Source organism: Enterobacter ludwigii (genome assembly GCF_001750725.1).
In the GTDB taxonomy this organism is placed as follows: domain Bacteria; phylum Pseudomonadota; class Gammaproteobacteria; order Enterobacterales; family Enterobacteriaceae; genus Enterobacter; species Enterobacter ludwigii.
The window spans coordinates 2,190,153-2,207,817 of sequence record NZ_CP017279.1 but is presented as its reverse complement, the minus strand read 5'-3'; the positions used below and the strand labels follow the sequence as shown (position 1 = coordinate 2,207,817).

The 17,665-nt window shown below is 54.6% G+C and carries 17 protein-coding genes; 15 read left to right on the top strand and 2 right to left on the bottom strand.

All coding sequences use genetic code 11. The features are described 5' to 3' along the window. The first annotated feature begins 11 nt into the window (after positions 1-11). The 15 genes from flgG to psrA all read left to right on the top strand — a co-directional run bounded on the left by flgG (position 12) and on the right by psrA (position 15,478). Positions 12-794: a flagellar basal-body rod protein FlgG gene (gene flgG, locus BH714_RS10425; protein ID WP_040017866.1), complete on the top strand. Its 783-nt coding sequence runs from the start codon at positions 12-14 to the stop codon at positions 792-794. A gap of 49 nt (positions 795-843) precedes the next feature. Beyond that, complete coding sequence (locus BH714_RS10420) at positions 844-1,557, top strand: flagellar basal body L-ring protein FlgH (RefSeq protein ID WP_025203773.1); 714 nt, start codon at positions 844-846, stop codon at positions 1,555-1,557. Between the two features lie 7 nt (positions 1,558-1,564). Further along, positions 1,565-2,686, top strand: a complete 1,122-nt coding sequence (locus BH714_RS10415; RefSeq protein ID WP_025203774.1) for a flagellar basal body P-ring protein FlgI — start codon at positions 1,565-1,567, stop codon at positions 2,684-2,686. Continuing rightward, positions 2,686-3,606: a flagellar assembly peptidoglycan hydrolase FlgJ gene (flgJ, locus tag BH714_RS10410; protein ID WP_040017863.1), complete on the top strand. Its 921-nt coding sequence runs from the start codon at positions 2,686-2,688 to the stop codon at positions 3,604-3,606. Before BH714_RS10415 ends, flgJ begins: the two co-directional genes overlap by 1 nt. 108 nt (positions 3,607-3,714) lie before the next feature. Further along, positions 3,715-5,358 carry a flagellar hook-associated protein FlgK gene (gene flgK / locus BH714_RS10405; protein ID WP_040017861.1) on the top strand — a complete coding sequence of 548 codons (1,644 nt, stop codon included), beginning with the start codon at positions 3,715-3,717 and terminating at the stop codon, positions 5,356-5,358. A 10-nt stretch (positions 5,359-5,368) separates the two neighbouring features. Beyond that, positions 5,369-6,262 carry a flagellar hook-associated protein FlgL gene (gene flgL, locus BH714_RS10400; protein WP_040017860.1) on the top strand — a complete coding sequence of 298 codons (894 nt, stop codon included), beginning with the start codon at positions 5,369-5,371 and terminating at the stop codon, positions 6,260-6,262. Positions 6,263-6,337: 75 nt separating this feature from the next. Continuing rightward, positions 6,338-7,966 (top strand): methyl-accepting chemotaxis protein, encoded by a 1,629-nt coding sequence (locus tag BH714_RS10395; protein WP_040017858.1) that lies wholly within the window; start codon positions 6,338-6,340, stop codon positions 7,964-7,966. A 158-nt stretch (positions 7,967-8,124) separates the two neighbouring features. Next, a complete protein-coding gene (gene fliA / locus BH714_RS10390) occupies positions 8,125-8,850 on the top strand; it encodes an RNA polymerase sigma factor FliA (RefSeq protein ID WP_040017857.1) in 726 nt (241 codons plus the stop codon). A gap of 359 nt (positions 8,851-9,209) precedes the next feature. Next, complete coding sequence (gene flhD, locus BH714_RS10385) at positions 9,210-9,560, top strand: flagellar transcriptional regulator FlhD (protein ID WP_025203780.1); 351 nt, start codon at positions 9,210-9,212, stop codon at positions 9,558-9,560. A 1-nt stretch (position 9,561) separates the two neighbouring features. Beyond that, the gene (gene flhC, locus BH714_RS10380) at positions 9,562-10,137 is read left to right on the top strand and encodes a flagellar transcriptional regulator FlhC (protein ID WP_025203781.1); all 576 of its coding nucleotides are present in this window, start codon (positions 9,562-9,564) and stop codon (positions 10,135-10,137) included. 84 nt (positions 10,138-10,221) lie between these two features. Further along, positions 10,222-11,118 carry a flagellar motor stator protein MotA gene (gene motA, locus BH714_RS10375; RefSeq protein ID WP_025203782.1) on the top strand — a complete coding sequence of 299 codons (897 nt, stop codon included), beginning with the start codon at positions 10,222-10,224 and terminating at the stop codon, positions 11,116-11,118. After that, entirely contained in the window at positions 11,115-12,020 is a 906-nt protein-coding gene (gene motB / locus BH714_RS10370; protein ID WP_040017855.1) for a flagellar motor protein MotB, read from the top strand. Before motA ends, motB begins: the two co-directional genes overlap by 4 nt. Then, a complete protein-coding gene (gene cheA, locus BH714_RS10365; protein ID WP_040017853.1) occupies positions 12,007-13,941 on the top strand; it encodes a chemotaxis protein CheA in 1,935 nt (644 codons plus the stop codon). Before motB ends, cheA begins: the two co-directional genes overlap by 14 nt. Then, positions 13,938-14,444, top strand: a complete 507-nt coding sequence (locus BH714_RS10360; RefSeq protein WP_025203785.1) for a chemotaxis protein CheW — start codon at positions 13,938-13,940, stop codon at positions 14,442-14,444. Before cheA ends, BH714_RS10360 begins: the two co-directional genes overlap by 4 nt. Before the next feature lie 134 nt (positions 14,445-14,578). Then, entirely contained in the window at positions 14,579-15,478 is a 900-nt protein-coding gene (gene psrA / locus BH714_RS10355) for an L-proline-binding transcription factor PsrA (RefSeq protein ID WP_040017852.1), read from the top strand. Here psrA and BH714_RS10350 read toward each other — a convergent pair. Together BH714_RS10350 and tcuC are read right to left on the bottom strand one after the other, a co-directional pair. Then, the gene (locus BH714_RS10350) at positions 15,453-16,241 is read right to left on the bottom strand and encodes a substrate-binding domain-containing protein (RefSeq protein WP_040017851.1); all 789 of its coding nucleotides are present in this window, start codon (positions 16,239-16,241) and stop codon (positions 15,453-15,455) included. The two genes, psrA and BH714_RS10350, sit on opposite strands and share 26 nt — an antisense overlap. Continuing rightward, entirely contained in the window at positions 16,238-17,551 is a 1,314-nt protein-coding gene (gene tcuC, locus BH714_RS10345) for an MFS transporter (protein WP_032680672.1), read from the bottom strand. Before tcuC ends, BH714_RS10350 begins: the two co-directional genes overlap by 4 nt. Positions 17,552-17,665 lie beyond the last annotated feature (114 nt).

Genomic DNA, 17,665 nt, shown 5'->3' with positions numbered 1-17,665 from the left:
GGAGTCACAACATGATTCGTTCTTTATGGATCGCGAAAACCGGGCTGGAAGCACAGCAGCTCAATATGGACGTTATTTCCAACAACCTGGCGAACGTCAATACCAACGGCTTTAAGCGCCAGCGCGCCGTGTTCCAGGATCTGCTCTATCAGAACATGCGCCAGCCTGGCGCCCAGTCCACCGAGCAGAACACCCTGCCGAGTGGTCTGCAACTGGGTACCGGCGTGCGTCCTGTTTCCACCCAGCGGGTACACACTCAGGGGGGAATGAACTCGACCGGTGACGAGTATGACGTGGCTATCGAAGGGGAAGGTTTCTTCCAGGTGCAGATGCCAGACGGCAGCACCGCCTACACCCGCGATGGGCATTTTGGCAAAAGCCCTGACGGGCAGTTAACGAATGCAGAAGGTTATCCGATCCAGCCGGGCATCGTTATTCCTCAGGATGCGCAAAAGCTAACGATTGGCAGCGACGGTATCGTCAGCGTGAAAGTGCCCGGTCAGGCTGAAGAGCAACAGATCGGCCAGCTGACGCTGACCACCTTCGTCAACAACGCGGGGCTCGAAAGCATCGGCGGCAATCTCTACAAAGAGACCCAGTCTTCCGGCGCGCCGAATGAACTAAACCCAGGCATGGAAAGCGCGGGCACGCTGAAGCAGAGCTATGTGGAAACCTCCAACGTCAACGTGGCGGAAGAGCTGGTGACGATGATTCAGGTGCAGCGCGCCTACGAAATCAACAGCAAAGCGGTTTCAGCATCGGACCAGATGCTGCAGCGTCTTTCCCAGCTGTAATGTCCTCTTTCTGGCCGCGCGAGCGGCCAGATATTTTATCGACACTGAAATGAAAACACTCTTAATGAATACCCCTGTCGTCGCGCGTCGTTGCGCACTGGCGGCGAGCGTGCTGCTGTTGAGCGGCTGCGCGCACATTATGCAAAACAAGCTCGTTGAAGGTCCGACGACGGCAACACCATTACCGATGGCACCGGCAGCGACCGGCGGCTCGCTGTTTCAGGCGGGGCAGGGCATGAACTACGGCTATCAGCCGATGTTCGAAGACCGTCGCCCGCGTAACGTAGGCGATACGCTGACGATCCTGCTGCAGGAGAACGTGAGCGCCAGCAAAAGTTCCTCCGCCAGTGCCAACCGTAATGGATCGGCCGGGATGGGGCTTATCGCGGTACCCACAAAGCTCAACAGCTGGCTGGGTGACGGCAAAGCGGATTTTGAAGCCGAAGGCAAAAATGATTTTTCCGGCAAGGGCGGCGCCGCGGCGCGAAACACCTTTACCGGGACGATCACCGTGACCGTAAACGAGCTTCTGCCTAACGGTAACCTGCGTGTGGTGGGCGAAAAGCAGATCGCCATTAACCAGGGCACGGAATTTATCCGTTTTTCCGGCGTGGTGAATCCGCGGTTTATCAGTGGCGGGAATACCGTGCCCTCCACCCAGGTGGCGGACGCGCGGATCGAGTATGTCGGCAACGGCTACATCAACGAAGCGCAGAACATGGGCTGGCTGCAGCGCCTGTTCCTGAACCTTTCTCCATTCTGATAAGACCATGAAAAAAGAATCTATCCTGTTTTTCCTCAGCATCCTGCTCTACGGCATGATGCTGGTCGTGCCCAAAACCGCCAGCGCGGAGCGCATTCGCGATCTGGCGACGGTGCAGGGCGTGCGCTCCAACTCCCTGATGGGCTATGGCCTGATCGTGGGTCTGGACGGCACGGGCGACCAGACCATGCAGGCACCGTTTACCGGGCAAAGCCTCAACAATATGCTCTCGCAGCTGGGGATCACCGTGCCGGCGGGCACCAACATGCAGCTGAAAAATATCGCGGCGGTGATGGTCACCGCCGAGCTGCCGCCGTTTGCCCGTCCCGGCGACAAGCTGGACATCGTGGTCTCCTCGGTCGGTAACGCCAAAAGCCTGCGCGGCGGCACGCTGCTGATGACCCCGCTGAAAGGTGCGGATAACCAGATCTACGCCATTGCCCAGGGCAACATCCTGATTTCCGGCGCAGGCGCGCAGGCGGGCGGCAGTCGCGTGCAGGTCAACCAGCTCAACGGCGGGCGTATCAGCGGCGGGGCGACCGTCGAGCGCGAGGTGCCGAACGATTTTGCCACCCAGAGCATTGTCCGGTTGCAGCTTAACGAGAGCGATTTCTCGCTGGCACAGCAGATCAGCGACGCCATTAATCAGCGCTACAGCGGCGGGGCGGCTATCCCGGAAGATGCGCGTACCGTGCGCCTCTTTGCACCGCCGGATGGCCCCTCGCGCGTGCGTTTTCTGGCGAACATCCAGGACATTCCCCTGCGGGTGAATGTGCAGGATGCGAAAGTCATCGTGAATTCCCGAACCGGATCGGTGGTAATGAACCGCCACGTGTCGCTGGACTCCTGCGCGGTGGCGCACGGCTCGCTGACGGTAGAAGTGATGCAGAACAACATTATCAGCCAGCCGGATACACCGTTTGGTGGCGGTGAAACGGTGGTGGTGCCGCAGACGGACATCTCCGTGCGCGACAGCGGCGGTTCGCTGCAGCACGTGCGCAGCAGCACCGATCTGAACGCGGTGATTCGCGCCCTGAACAGCCTGGGTGCCACGCCAAACGAACTGATGTCGGTTCTGCAGGCGATGAAAAACGCCGGTTGCCTGCGTGCGAAGCTGGAGGTGAACTAATGAACGCCTTCGATAAGTTCGACCATCCCGCCTTTGACGTCCGTTCGCTGGACCACCTGAAACGGGAGGCCGGGCGGCAATCGCCCGGCGCACTGAAGGCGGCGGCGAAGCAGATGGAGGGGATCTTCGTGCAGATGATGATGAAAAGCATGCGCGACGCCACCTTTAAGGACGAACTGATGAACAGCCAGTCCGCCGAGATGTATACCGCCATGCACGATCAGCAGGTTGCACAAAATATTGCCGGGAGTGGTCAGCTCGGCTTTGCCGATCTTATCGTCCGTCAACTGGGTGGCGAGAGCGATGCGCCTGTCGTAAGCACGCCGGGACGCGATTTTTCACGTCCAGGACTTTCTTCTGCTCCGGCTACCGGGCCGCTGCGCTTGCCTGCCCCGGTATCGTTCGCGAAGCCAGTTGAAGGCGCGCATCCGTTTATCTCGCGCCTGTTGCGCCCGGCACAGGAGGCGGCAGCCCAGAGCGGGCTGCACCCGCATCTGATTCTGGCCCAGGCAGCGCTGGAGTCCGGCTGGGGGAAACGTGAAATTCCGGCCGCCGACGGCTCCCCGAGCCACAACCTGTTCGGCATAAAGGCCACCGGCGACTGGCGCGGAAAAACCACCGAGATTACCACGACGGAATACATCAACGGCGTGAAGCAGAAGGTGAAGGCGGCATTCCGCGTCTATGACTCCTATGAGCATGCGCTGAAAGACTACGCGGCACTGTTGACCAAAAATCCTCGCTATCGCGGTGTGGCGCAGTCTGCTTCACCGGAGCAGGGAGCGAAAGCGCTGCAGGCGGGGGGCTATGCGACAGACCCGGCCTACGCCAAAAAGCTCATCACCATTATTCAGAAGGTGAAAGGCGATATTCAGCAGGGCGTAAATGCCTATAAAAACGATATCGACAAAATTTTCTGAAAAAGATGTTTTAGAGATTTTTTGAATCACCGATGAAATAAACAGAGCCATGAACTTTCTGGCCCGGATGCGAATGCCGGGCCCGCAATCAGGGAATATCCAGAACGTATGAATAACCTATTTAATTTAGCCAGAAACGGCATCAGCGTGGCGCAGGCTGCGATCCGGGTGACCGGCGATAACCTGACCAACGGTATGTCTACCCACTACAGTCGTCGCAACCTGATTATCGGTGAGCTCGGCGGCATGTCGACCGCGCAGGGCTTTTATGGCTATGGCGCCCGTGCCAGCGGTGTCGAGCGTGCCTATGATGCGTTCGCCAACAATCAACTGCGGGATTCGCTGTCCGGCTACGCCTCCCTGACCGGACGGATGGAGCAGCTGGCGGATATCGACAACATGCTGGCGGACGAGTCGGATAACGTCTCTGTTTCACTGGGCAAGCTGTTTAAGGATATGGCGACGCTGAGCGGCGATCCGGCGGATGGCCCGGCGCGTGCGGCGGTATTTACTTCCCTCGACGTGCTGGCGAACCGCTATAACGCCAGCGCCAAGCGCCTGTCCGGCCTTGAAAAAAGCACCAATACCCAGATTGAGCGCAGCGCCAAGGAGATTAACAGCTTCACCGAACAGCTGGCAGAGATCAACAAACAGCTGGAGCGCGTACAGGGAAATGGCACGCCGCCCGCCGATCTGCTTGACCAGCGTGACGCGCTGCTGGAAGGGCTGAGCGAGCATCTGGGTATTACCGTCACCGAGGATCATGTTTCTGGCCGCGTGAGCGTCACGCTGGCTGATGGGCGTCCACTGGTCTCTGGCGGCACCGCGTATAAACTGCAAACCTCGCCGTCGGATGCCGATCCCAACAAGACCATTGTCTCCTACGTGGATGCTAACGGCAAAGCATCGCCGCTGGATGAAAACACCATTACCAAAGGGCGTCTGGGTGGGCTGTTCAAATTCCGCAATGAGGATCTTACCGTCGCGCGTCAGGATCTGGATCAGATCGCCTTTATGATGGCGCACCGGATGAACGAGCAGAACCGCGCAGGATTCACCCCAGAAGGTGAGGCGGGTGGCGATCTCTTCTCTCTGCCGGATATCAAAGCCATCGCGAACGCCAAAAACAGGGGTACTGATGCGCTGGATAATATCAGGGTCACTGATTTCAAAGAGGTGAAGTCGGAAAATTATGACATCAGTTTCGATGGTACAGACTGGGTCGTGAAAGGAGCCGATGGTCGTATCATCCCTCTCGATCCCGCCGCGCCATTAGGGGTGCTAAAGTTTGAGGGCATCGAAATTACCCTTCCCACCCCTTCAACTGCCGAAGCGGGGGATAAATTCACTCTTAATCCTATGGCCGGGGCCGCCGAAGGCATCAGCCGTAAGATAACCAATGGTCAGGAGTTTGCGGCATCTGACAACGCGACGGACGGGCCGGGAAATAACAAAAACCTCCAGGAAATGCTGAAAATCCAGGAGGAGGCGCTGATCGGCAACGACACGCTGAGTGCGGCCTATGCGAGCCTGGCGGGCAAGATCGGTGAAAGCGCCCGCGAGGTGAAATCCTATGCCAGCAGCGCATATACCGAGCTGGAGACCAAATATAACACCAAACAGGCGCTCTCAGGGGTCAACATGGACGAGGAATATATCAACCTGGACATGTTCCGTCAGTACTACAACGGCAACGCGCAGCTGCTGAAAACGGCGACCGCCATGTTTGATGCCCTGCTGGCCATCCGATAAGGAAAAGATGATGCGATTAAGTACGCTTTATATGTACAAGCAAAGTTCGGAGTCGATGACAAAGCGCATGAGTCAGAGTAACGACGCTTATCTGCGGATGTCAGCAGGTAAAACGCTACTCAAAGCCTCAGACGACCCGACCGCCGCAACCGATGCGGTAAAACATCAGGACGCGCTGGCGAAGCTTGAGATGTACAGCAGCGTGCGCTCCCGCGCGCGCAGCGCACTGGAGTTTCAGGACAATATTCTGAACGGTGTCGGTAATCTTATGACAACCACCCTGAAAGAAAAAATCATTGCGGCAAAAAGCGATACCTATTCTGATGAAGATCGTCGGGCACTGGGTGAAGAGATAAAAGGGATCCGCGAAAATCTGCTGGATTTAGCAAACAGTCGTGACAGTAGCGGCCGCTATATTTTCTCCGGATTTAAAACCGATACGCCTGCTTTTGATGAAGTCGGTAATTATCGTGGCGGTAATGAAGCGCGTACACAGACCGTTGCCGATGGAACGGAAATGCAAACGGGCCATCTCGGCGATGAGATATTTGATGATATTTTTAGGGTATTGAACGATGCCGTCGCCGCATTAACGATGGAGCCGATTGATGACGCCATGCTGGATGCGGCACTTAGCGCGGCCAGCAACGCCATCGATGCGGGTATTGACCGCCTTGGCAAAGCCCAGGCCGAACTGGGGACGAACCTGCAGCAACTTGACGCGCTGGATCTCACCGGAGACGTGTTGATTAACGACACCATTGTCAAAGTGCAGGATGCCATCGGCGCCGATACCAGCATGCTGGTGACGCTGGTGTCGGAGTCACAGATGTCCGAGCTCGCCTTTAATGCCTCTATGTACGTCTACAAAAATATGCAGAAGATGAATCTGTTTAATATGTGAGTACATAACTGTTTAATTCACTTTTCTTCAGGCGTCGCCGCGTACGATGAATTCGTGCGCGGCAGGTGAAAATCTATGTTAACGAAACTTAAAATCTATACCGCGGTCAGCCTTATTATTGGGCTGTTTGCTGCCTTGCTGTTTGGTATTACCGTCTATTCAGTTTATGACGCCGTCAAAAATAACAATAATTTTAAACGTATTGTTGTCGCCTCTGAAAATAACGATCAGATGCGTGATGCGGTCTATAACATCAGCGCCGTAATGGCCAACACCAACGGCTTAATGCTCCAGGCTGCGATGGGTAATCCGGTCTCGCAGAACGTGACGACACACACGCAAAATGTCGTGAAATTTGCTCGCCGGAATATGGATGACTTTATGGCATCGCCGTTCAATACGCCGGAGGAGAGTCGTCTTGCGGCGGAAGTGAATGCGGCGTTTAACGAAGTCTACAAAGCGGCAGAAGCGAAGCTTGGCTACCTGAACAATCCGACAGGCTATACCGGCTCACTGGAGCACGACATGAACCTGCGCACGGAGCTGCGTAATAAGGTTGAGCAGTATACGGATGCCAGTGCCCGCCTGAATGAAAGTTATATTCATGAATCAGAGCGTGGCTACAAGATTATGCTCGGCGTTGGGCTGGTCGTGATTCTGCTCGGTGTGGGAATGCTGTTTGCCGTTCGCTTCTGGCTGCGCAATACCCTGGTCCGTCGTATGGAAACCACGGTGGAGACGCTGCGTCGCGTGGCAGCGGGCGATCTGAGTCAGGCGATCGAAAGCGGAAGCCAGAATGAAATTGGCAGCATGCTGTCCGAGCTGGAAACGATGCGCACTTCCCTGACCAGCACCATTCTGGGCATTCGTGAAAGCGTGCAGCGCATTCACAGTAACGCCCAGGAAATTGCCCACGGTAATAACGATCTCTCTTCCCGTACGGAAGAGCAGGCGGCCGCGCTGCAGGAGACAGCGGCCAGCATGGAGCAGATCAAAACTACCGTGCGTCAGAATGCCGATAACGCGCATGCGGCCCGTGAGCTGGCGGAAAGCGCCAGTACCAATGCCCATAACGGTGGCGAAGTCATGCACAGTCTTGAGCAAATCATGGCGCAGATCACCACCAGTTCCCGACAGATCGCCGACATTAACGGCGTAATCGACAGCATTGCGAACCAGACCAATATTCTTGCCCTGAACGCGGCGGTAGAAGCAGCACGCGCCGGTGAACAGGGGCGTGGTTTTGCCGTGGTTGCAGAAGAGGTGCGTAATCTGGCTAAACGCAGCGCGGACGCTGCCAAAGAGATTAATCAGCTCATCAATACCAGCGTCAATAATATTGATACCGGTTCACGCCAGGTCGGGCAGGCCAGTAACGTGATGCAGGAAATTGTGACATCGGTGGCGCAGGTGACCCAAATTATGGGCGAGATCACCTCTGCATCTGATGAACAGAGCGCGGGGATTAATCAGATTTCGCAAGCGGTAAATGAAATGGATTTGGTGACGCAGCAAAACGCCGCGATGGTTGAAGAGGCGGCCCTCGCCGCCGGTGATCTTGAAGCACAATCTGATTCCCTGGAAAAACTGGTCTCACAATTCAGGCTGAATGAAGGCAGTGCCGCTGCAAAAGTATTGCCTGTATCCAGTAGACCACAGCGTCAAAAAGATGATTCTGCTCTTGCGCAGTGGGAAACCTTTTAAACAGGTGAAATACCGCCAGTATTAACGCCTTATTCATTGTCTGGGCGTGATATTAAATGAAGTAACGGAATGCGCATTTTTATAAAGGCTTATTGCACTATTTGAATGATTAATTTCACCGGATAATTCTCTGAGAGAATAGCGGGTGGAATGCAATCGTGGATGGTATATATACAGCCGAAGGGCTGGAAGACAAAACAGTCGTCTGGTCAAAATATCATTATCTTGTGCGGCAGGAAGCATTGCGTCTACATAAGCGGCTTCCTGCCAGCGTGGAGCTGGATGATTTGATTCAGGCAGGTTCGATGGGTTTTTTAAACGCGGTAGAAACCTTCGATCCGAAAAAAGGAATAGCGCTCAGCGCGTGGATAACACAACGCGTAAAATGGGCATTGTTAGATGAGTTGAGAGAAAGTGACTGGGTCCCGCGACGGGTAAGAACGCATACGCGAGAAATTGTCAGTATTATTCAACAAATCGAGCAGGAAAAAGGGGGGGAGGCCACCGAAGCGGATATTGCCGGGCGTATGGGCGTGTCGCTAAAAGAGTTTCAGCAAATGCTGGCGGATAATAACAACAGCCAAATGTATTCTATCGATGAGTTACAGGAGAATTTTTCCGACAGCTGGGAGTCCTGCGACGATGAAAATGAGTCGCTTAATCCTGTCCATCATGCTGTCAGGCAAAATTTAATTGAGCAAATTACAGAACATTTGCAGTACATACCTGAACGAGAGCAGGTCTTACTTCAGCTTTATTATCTTCAGGATATGAACATGAAAGAGATTGGGCTGGTGTTCGGCATCACGGAAACGCGTGTGAGTCAGTTGCACAGTCTGGCACTCAAAAGATTGAGAAGCCGGATGGAATCGTCTTCAAGATAAAGGTGTATTTGAGTATTCACAGTTTTAATATGTTAAAGCCAGCGGGATGAGCAGTGATTATCAGGTTTAATAACGTTTAACAAAGGTATTAATTTTATGTTAATCATGTAGTTAACATCAATTCGATGATTTGTGGCGATTTCTGTCGCTTGTTCGAAAAATACTTAATGTTTATGATTTTGCCAGTTTTGTGATGCAGCCTCCTTTGGCATTGACAAGGTAATAACGCATTTTCTGAAGAACACAGATTTACTTCAGTGAATATCAATACCAAAAGACTCTCTGCATCAGTTCGGTAGTTTTATATCTCTAAACTGACATGCCATTTATTGGCTGGATAACATTGGGAGTTTTCACCTGTGTCCAATTTCGACGAGTATCTGCAGAATATCCATGATATCAACCTGTCCTATTTACTGCTGGCGCAGCAGCTTATTCGCCAGGATAAATTTGCGGCCGGTTTTCGCCTCGGACTGTCCGAGGGAACCATTGACAATCTTAAAGAGCTTTCGTTGCCGCAGTTAATGAAACTGGCAACAACGAACCAGCTTATTTGTCGTCTGCGCGTGGACGATGAAGTTGTCATTGAAAATCTCACCAAAGATTCTCGTATTGAAGCGCTACAACAGATTCACACGGGCATTATTTTGTCGACCAATCTTCTGAATGGGCTTAGCGAAGAAACTGCGGCTGCAGCGGAGGAGGCATAATATGTGTGGTGAAAAAAGTCTGCTGCAGGAAATTGACGAAATCAACATCGCGATGGGGTTAATTTCACTCGGCGCAAGAATGCAGGTACTGGAATCTGAAACGTCGCTGAGCCGCCGTCGTCTTTTACGATTATATAAAGAGTTGCGTGGTTGTCCGCCGCCGAAAGGTATGCTGCCCTTTTCGGAAGACTGGTTTATGTCCTGGGAACAGAATATCCACTCATCCATGTTCTACAACATTTATCTGTATCTGAAAAAGACCGAGCAGGGCCGTTCAATTGAAATGCTGATGAAGACCTATCGTCTTTATCTTGAGCAATGTAGCACCTGTGCTGATGAGAAGCCGGTCCTGGGGCTGACGCGTGCCTGGACATTATTACGTTTTATCGACTGCGGCATTATTTCCCGCAAAGCCTGCAGTACGTGTGGCGGCGGTTTTATCGTTACCACGGAATTTATTAAAAATCCATTTACCTGCAGTTTGTGCAGCCCGCCATCGCGTGCGCTTAAAAAATCCCAGGTGAGCCATTCCGGGTTGCGTGGAACCTTTGCCGCCCCGGAAATCATGACGGCGTAAACCTGAACGGCGGCTATGCGCAAGATGGCGTTTACCTGATGCCGGGATGACCGGCATCGGTCGAATAAAGTTAAAGGAGAGAGTGTGTTAGTTATTGTTGGCTATCTTGTTGTCATACTGACCGTTTTTGGTGGTTTTATCCTTTCCGGCGGCAATATTATGTCGCTGTTCCAGCCGCTGGAGCTGCTGATTATCGGCGGTGCCGGGGTCGGTGCCTTTATCGTCGGCAACAACGTCAAATCACTCAAAGCCACCGGCAAAGCGCTGGTGAAATTGTTTGTCGGTAAACGGTACAACAAAGCGGTCTATATGGACCTGATGGCGTTAATGTTCCTGCTGCTGTCGCAAAGCCGTGTTCACGGGCTGATGTCACTTGAGAAGGACATTGAAGATCCGCAGAACAGCGACATTTTTAATGCTTATCCGCGCCTGATGAGCGACCCGATGCTCAGCAACTTTATCCTCGACTATTTCCGCCTGATGATTGGCGGCAGCATGAATTCACACGAAATCGAAGCCTTAATGGATGAAGAGATCGAAACCTGTGAAGAGGAGCTGGAAGTTCCGGCGCACAGCCTGAATACCGTGGGCGACGCGTTTCCGGCGTTTGGGATTGTCGCAGCGGTGATGGGGGTGGTGAACGCCCTGGGGTCCGCCGATCGCCCTGCCGCAGAGCTGGGAATGTTGATTGGCCATGCGCTGGTGGGTACCTTCCTCGGCATTCTGATTGCCTATGGCTTTGTGTTACCGCTGGCAACGCTGCTGCGCCAGAAGAGCTCCGATCAGGTCAAGATTTTACAGTGTATTAAAGTGACGTTGCTTTCCAGCCTGAACGGCTATGCCCCGCAAATTGCTGTGGAATTCGGCCGTAAGACCATTTTTACCAGTGAACGTCCGTCGTTTGAGGAGCTGGAGGAGCACGTTCGTGAGGTGAAATCCAACGCCACGCTGAAAACTAAATCGGCGGACAACGCAGCATGAAAAACGTCACGCCTGTCATCATTTCACGTAAGCGCAAAAAGAAAAAACACGCGCACCACGGCGGGACGTGGAAGATTGCCTATGCGGACTTTATGACCGCCATGATGGCCTTCTTTCTGGTGATGTGGCTGCTGGCGCAGTCCACGGACATGGAGAGAGAGCTGATTGCCGATTATTTCCGTATGCCGATCAAGCCCTCCATGTCCAATGGCAATAAAACCAGCCTGAGCGACAGCGTCATCCCCGGCGGCGGGGATGACATCCTCAAGCAGCAGGGGGACGTGTTTAAAAGCCAGATCAATGCCCTCGATAAGCATAAGCGCTTTGAAAGTCTTCAGCAGGCCAAAGATAAGCTACAGCGGATGATTGAAACGGATCCGCGGCTTAACAATTTCAAGTCAAATATCCTGCTGAACCTCACCAACGACGGGCTGTTGATTCAGATTACGGACTCGCAGGATCGCCCTATGTTCCGTGTGGGAAGCGAGCTGCCAGAATCCTATATGAACGGGATCCTGCAGGCGCTGGTGCCGCTGCTTCAGGAGTTGCCCAATGCGCTCAGCCTGACGGGACATACCGACTCGCTGCCGTATGCCGGCGGTGAGGGAGGATACAGTAACTGGGAACTCTCCGCCGGACGTGCTAACGCGGCCAGGCGCGTGCTGGTTCGCGCCGGGTTGAATGACGAGCGATTTCTGCGCGTCATTGGTACCGCCAGCCGCATGCCGCTGGAAAATACGTCTCCTGACAGTGCGGTGAACCGCCGAATCAGCATCCTGATCCTCAGTCGTTCAAAAGAGCAGGCGATCCGTCTGGAAGATACGCAGTCACAGCGTGCAGAAAGCGTGCTGAGCGACGTGAATCTGCAAAACGTGCAGGGTTATACCGATGGACATGAATGATTTCTCGCAGATCTTCTTTACCGAAGCAGAAGAACTGCTTGCCGAAATGGAACAGGAGCTTTTACAGCTCGATGTTGCTTCTCCCGACCAGGAGCAACTGAACGCCATTTTTCGCGCCGCGCACTCACTGAAAGGGGGCGCAGCCACCTTCGGTTTTAGCGCATTACAGGAGACAACGCACCTTCTCGAGAACTTGCTCGATCAGGCGAGGGCCGGTGAGCGCGCGTTGAGCCGGACGATCGTTAACCTTTTTCTGGAATGTAAGGACATTATGCAAGCGCAGCTGGAAGCCTATCAGTCTTCGCAGGAGCCTGATGAAGCAAGCTTTCGCTATATTTGCGAGGCTTTAAGAGAGATCGCGCTGGACAGTAAAGCATCCGTTGCGCCAGCCCCGGAACCCGTCCCGCAGGTGGGGGCAGACGAAGACGTCGCGCTACTGATAACGCTCAGTAACGTGGATGCCCACGAGCAGGCGATGTTACGTGAAGAGCTAACCCATATAGGGGAGCTGGTGGCCGCGGAGGCCAGCGCGGACAGCCTGACGGTAACGCTGATGACCAGTGCGTCGGCCGACGACATCACTGCCGTGCTTTGCTTTGTGCTGGAGGCTGAACAGATTAAGGTCACACCAGCCGCTCAGACGCAAGCCATTGCGTCGCCGCCTGTTGCGGAAAAACCTACGCCCGCCCCGGTGGCCAGAAAAATCGCCGCGGCGCCTCGTGCGGCAAATCAGGAGTCGGGTAGCATTCGTGTGGCGGTCAGTAAGGTCGATCAGATTATTAATCAGGTCGGCGAACTGATCATCACACAGGCCATGCTCTCGCAGCTATCGCGAACGCTCGACCCGGCCAGCTACGATCTGCTTTCCGGCTGTGTTGCGCAGATGGAGCGCAATACCCGCGAGCTGCAGGAGTCGGTGATGTCAATCCGTATGATGCCCATGGATTATGTCTTTAGCCGCTTCCCGCGCCTGGTGCATGACCTCGGGTCCCGCCTGAATAAACAGGTTGAACTGACGCTCAAGGGCGGCTCCGCCGAGCTGGATAAAAGCCTGATTGAACGCATCATCGACCCGCTCACGCATCTGGTACGTAACAGCCTGGACCATGGCATCGAAGAGAAAGAGATGCGCGTGGCAAAAGGGAAATCTGAGGTCGGGAATCTGACGCTGTCGGCTGAGCACCATGGTGGCAACATCGTGATTGAAGTCAGCGACGACGGCGCAGGACTTAATCGCGAGAAAATTCTCGCCAAAGCACGAGCCCAGGGGATGACGCTCAGCGACTCAATGAGCGATGAAGACGTGTGGATGCTGATTTTTGCCGCCGGTTTCTCGACCGCAGAAAGCGTGACGGACGTCTCCGGACGCGGCGTCGGCATGGACGTGGTACGACGAAATATTCTGGCGATGGGCGGGCACGTCGATGTGCTTTCCACGCCGGGCACGGGCACCACCATTCGCATTATTCTGCCGCTGACGCTGGCAATTCTCGACGGCATGCTGGTGAAAGTGGGCGACGAGATTTATGTCCTGCCGCTGGGCGCGGTAATGGAATCGCTCCGTCCGAACGAAGAGATGCTGTGCCGCTTTGTCGGTGAGGAACGGTTGTTGCAGGTGCGCGGTGAGTATCTGCCACTCGTTCTGCTGCGCCAGCGGCTCAGCGTGGCGGGAGAGGTACCCGCCGATGACGGCATTGTTGTGATCGTACAAAGCGCGGGCTGCCGCTATGCGCTGTGGGTTGACCAGCTTATTGGTCAGCAGCAGGTCGTGGTGAAAAATCTTGAACAGAACTACCGCAAAGTTCCGGGCGTCTCAGCGGCAACCATCCTTGGCGATGGCAGCGTGGCGCTGATCCTTGACGTGGTTGAACTCTCAACGCTCAACGTTCCACAACCCCGAAGGGAGGGGGTAAAAGCATGACCGTAGCAACCGCCACAAAACCGACCAGTACCGATGCCATTGCTCAGGAGTACCTGGTATTCCGCCTGGGAGACGAAGAATATGGCATCGATATTTTGAAAGTGCAGGAGATCCGCGGCTGCGATCGCCTGACGCGAATTCCAAACGCGCCAAACTTCATTACCGGTGTAACCAATCTGCGCGGCGTGATTGTCCCGATCGTCGATTTGCGCGTGCGGTTTGATCTGCCCGACCCCTCGCAGGATGAAAGTACGGTCGTGATTGTGCTTAATCTCAACGATAGGGTGGTGGGCATTGTTGTCGACGGCGTGGTTGATGTTCTGTCGATGGGCGTCGAGCAGATTAAACCGACGCCGGACGTGGCCTCGGTGCTGTCCGGACGCTATCTGCTTGGGCTGGGCGTACTCGATACCCGCATGATTATTCTCGTCAATATCGAAATGCTCCTGAGCCGGGAAGAGATGGAACTTGTCGACGCCGTCACTGAGTCGTTTGCCGGGTGAAGTCCCTGACGCAAAACGCCAGAGAACAGCCTGGCGTTTTGCCGCTGTACGTTAGGTTGAAACGTTAAGGGCCTGTTAAAATGTGCGTCAACCCGTCATGATGATCGTCATCAAAACGGAGAAACGTCGATACTATGCCCGTAAATTTTGACCTTAACGATCTTTATGCTTTCAGAGCGTTAGTGGAATACGGCAACTTTCGGGTTGCTGCTGAATCTATCTGTTTGTCCCCGTCAGCACTGAGCCGCAGGATTGAAAAACTGGAGGCGGCGCTGGGCGCGAAGCTGTTTGACCGGACCACCCGCCACGTGGCTCTGACACTGTACGGACAGAACTTTGCTGAACGTTCAGCGCAGTTGCTCGATAACGTTGAGTCCATGCTGGCTGATATTGATAAAGTGAGTGAAGAGCGGACCGGGCTGATTACCGTCGCTACGGTACCGTCTGCGGCCTATTACTTTATGCCGGATGTCATTCGTCGCTTTCAGTCCCGTTATCCGCGTGTCCGGATTAAGCTCATCGACAGTAGCGCGGGGAATGTCATTGATGCGGTTGCCCGTAGCCAGGCGGATTTCGGGATCTGTTTCGCCGGGAGTTTGCCCTCTGAAATCGAGTTTTTCCCCCTTGTGGAAGATAGCTATGTCGCCGCGTGCAGGCGCGATCACCCTCTGGCAAAAAAGACTCACCTGACGTGGCAGGCGTTTTATCAGCAGGACTATATCATCCTCGACAAAACGTCAGGCAACCGTAACCTGCTCGACCGGATGCTGGGGGATATCGTGCCTGAGCGTCCCAGCGTTTGCGAAACGCGCCATGTGACCACGATGCTCGGTATGGTAGAGGCGGGCATCGGCATTGCTGCCGTGCCCGCCATGTCGATGCCGACGTCAGAGCACTCGCTACTGACGTCTGTCCCGCTCGTGGCACCGGAGGTGAAACGCACTGTGGGGTTGATTCGACGCCGGGGGCGTATCCAGTCTTACATTGCGGCTGAACTGGAAAAACACATTACTGAGCAGTACCGCGGGACGTGACGGGGCTCATCCCCGTGTCGCGAATCACGGCGCTGGACTGTGTCGAGGAAAGGTAATCCAGCAGCGCTTTCCCTTCGCCAGGATGGTCGGCGTGGCGGGTCACGGCACCAGCAAAGCGGGTGATGTATTGCAGGTTGTCCGGGAGTTTGCCAACAAACGTCACCCCTGGAATCGGCAGCAGTTCGCTGACCTGCTGGAAACCTACCGCATATTTCCCTTTCGCCACTTCTTCGGCGACGGGGATGCGCTCAACCTTCGTTGCTTTACCCATTACCTCTTTTTCAATCCCCAGCGTTTTGAACAGCGTCTGGCTGACGTATCTGCCGCTGGCGCTGTCGGAGTAGGCGATGGACTCCGCCTGAAGCAGCGTATGGCGAAGTTTCGCCTCGTTACTGATATCCGGGACGTCAGCGCCTTTTTTTACCACCATACCGACAGGGGAGTCCGCAAGTTCCGTGCGCGAGCCAGGCTGAGTCAGGTTGTCCTTTTCAAGTGTTGCCAGCGCATCGCCCACCATGATCACCACGTCGGCTTTTTCCCCGCGCGCAAGCCGGTTAGGAATTGCCTGCGGAGTCGTTCCCATAGACGGGCCGGGAATGAGCACAATATTATCTCCGGTCTGGCGTTCATATTCCGTTGCCAGCTTTTCAAGGGCGGCTTTAAAACCGCCTGAGATCATGACCGTCACCTCTTTCGCTGAGGCACTGAAGCTCAGGACGGTCAGTATCAACGCGCTGGTGGTCAGTCGAGGAATCAGTCTCATGCCGCCCCCTCTGATTTCACGGTATTTTGCAGCGTCACTGCACGACGACGGTACAGGTAGAGTGTTGCCAGCAGGGCACACACCGCGGCGAAACTCATCCAGTAGCCGGGAGAGGCTTTATCCCCGGTATATTCAATCAGCGCGGTAGACATTACCGGCGTGAACCCTCCAAATACCGCCGTTGCCAGACTGTAGGCCAGAGAGAACCCCGCCACCCGAACTTCAGAAGGCATGATCTCCGTGAGCGCCGGGATCATCGCACCGTTGTACAGGCCATAGAGGAAAGAGAGCCACAGCAGGACGCTCAGCATCATTGAGAAGCTCGGTGCCTGCGCCAGCAGCGTCAGTGCCGGGTAGCTCGTCGCCAGAGCCAGCAGCGTCATGGCGATAAGCACCGGTTTACGCCCAAAGCGGTCCGACAACGCACCGCCTACCGGCAGCCAGATAAAGTTGGAAATTGCCACCAGAAGCGTAACCAGCAGGCTGTCCGAAGCGCTGAGCATCAGCACTTTTTTCCCGAAAGTCGGCGCGTAAACGGTGATCAGATAAAAGGCCGTGGTGGTCATTGCCACCATCAGCATGCCGGCAATGACCACCTGCCAGTTACCGAGCAGGGTTTTAAAGACCTGATGCATCTCCAGATGATGGCGGCGTGCGTTGAACTCCTCTGTCTCTTCCAGCTTGCGGCGCAGGAAAAAGATAAACGGTACGATTAAACAGCCGACCAGGAACGGGATACGCCAGCCCCATTCACGAATGGCGCTCTCTGCCATCAGCGCATTCAGCGCAAACCCCATGGCTGCCGCAACCATAATCGCGACCTGCTGGCTGCCAGACTGCCAGCTGGTGTAAAAACCTTTGCGGCCGGGCGTGGCAATTTCGGCCAGATAGACCGATACGCCACCCAGCTCCGCTCCGGCAGAAAACCCCTGCAACAGTCGGCCAGTCAGTACCAGTAACGGTGCCCACAGACCTATGCTGTGATAAGACGGAATAAGCACGATCAGGAAGGTACCCGCCGCCATAATCGACAGGGTCACGATGAGTCCTTTTCTGCGCCCAACCTTGTCGATATAGGCACCCAGTACGATTGCCCCGATGGGGCGCATTAAAAATCCTGCGCCGAAGACGGCAAACGTCATCATCAGGGAAGCAAATTCACTGCTCGCCGGGAAAAAGGTATGCGCGATGTAGGTCGCATAAAAGCCGAAGAGAAAGAAGTCGAATTGCTCGAGAAAGTTGCCGGACGTCACGCGAAGTATCGCGCCCGCTTTCGAGCGAACGGTTGCAGGTGAGGTTGAGGAAAACATGGTTATCTCCAGTTTATTGTTGACGTTTTGCTCGTCTGTTTCTGAAAACTGGATCAAGAACCCCAAATTTATAAGCGCAATTAATACATGGACTGATGCATTTAACGCATCAAT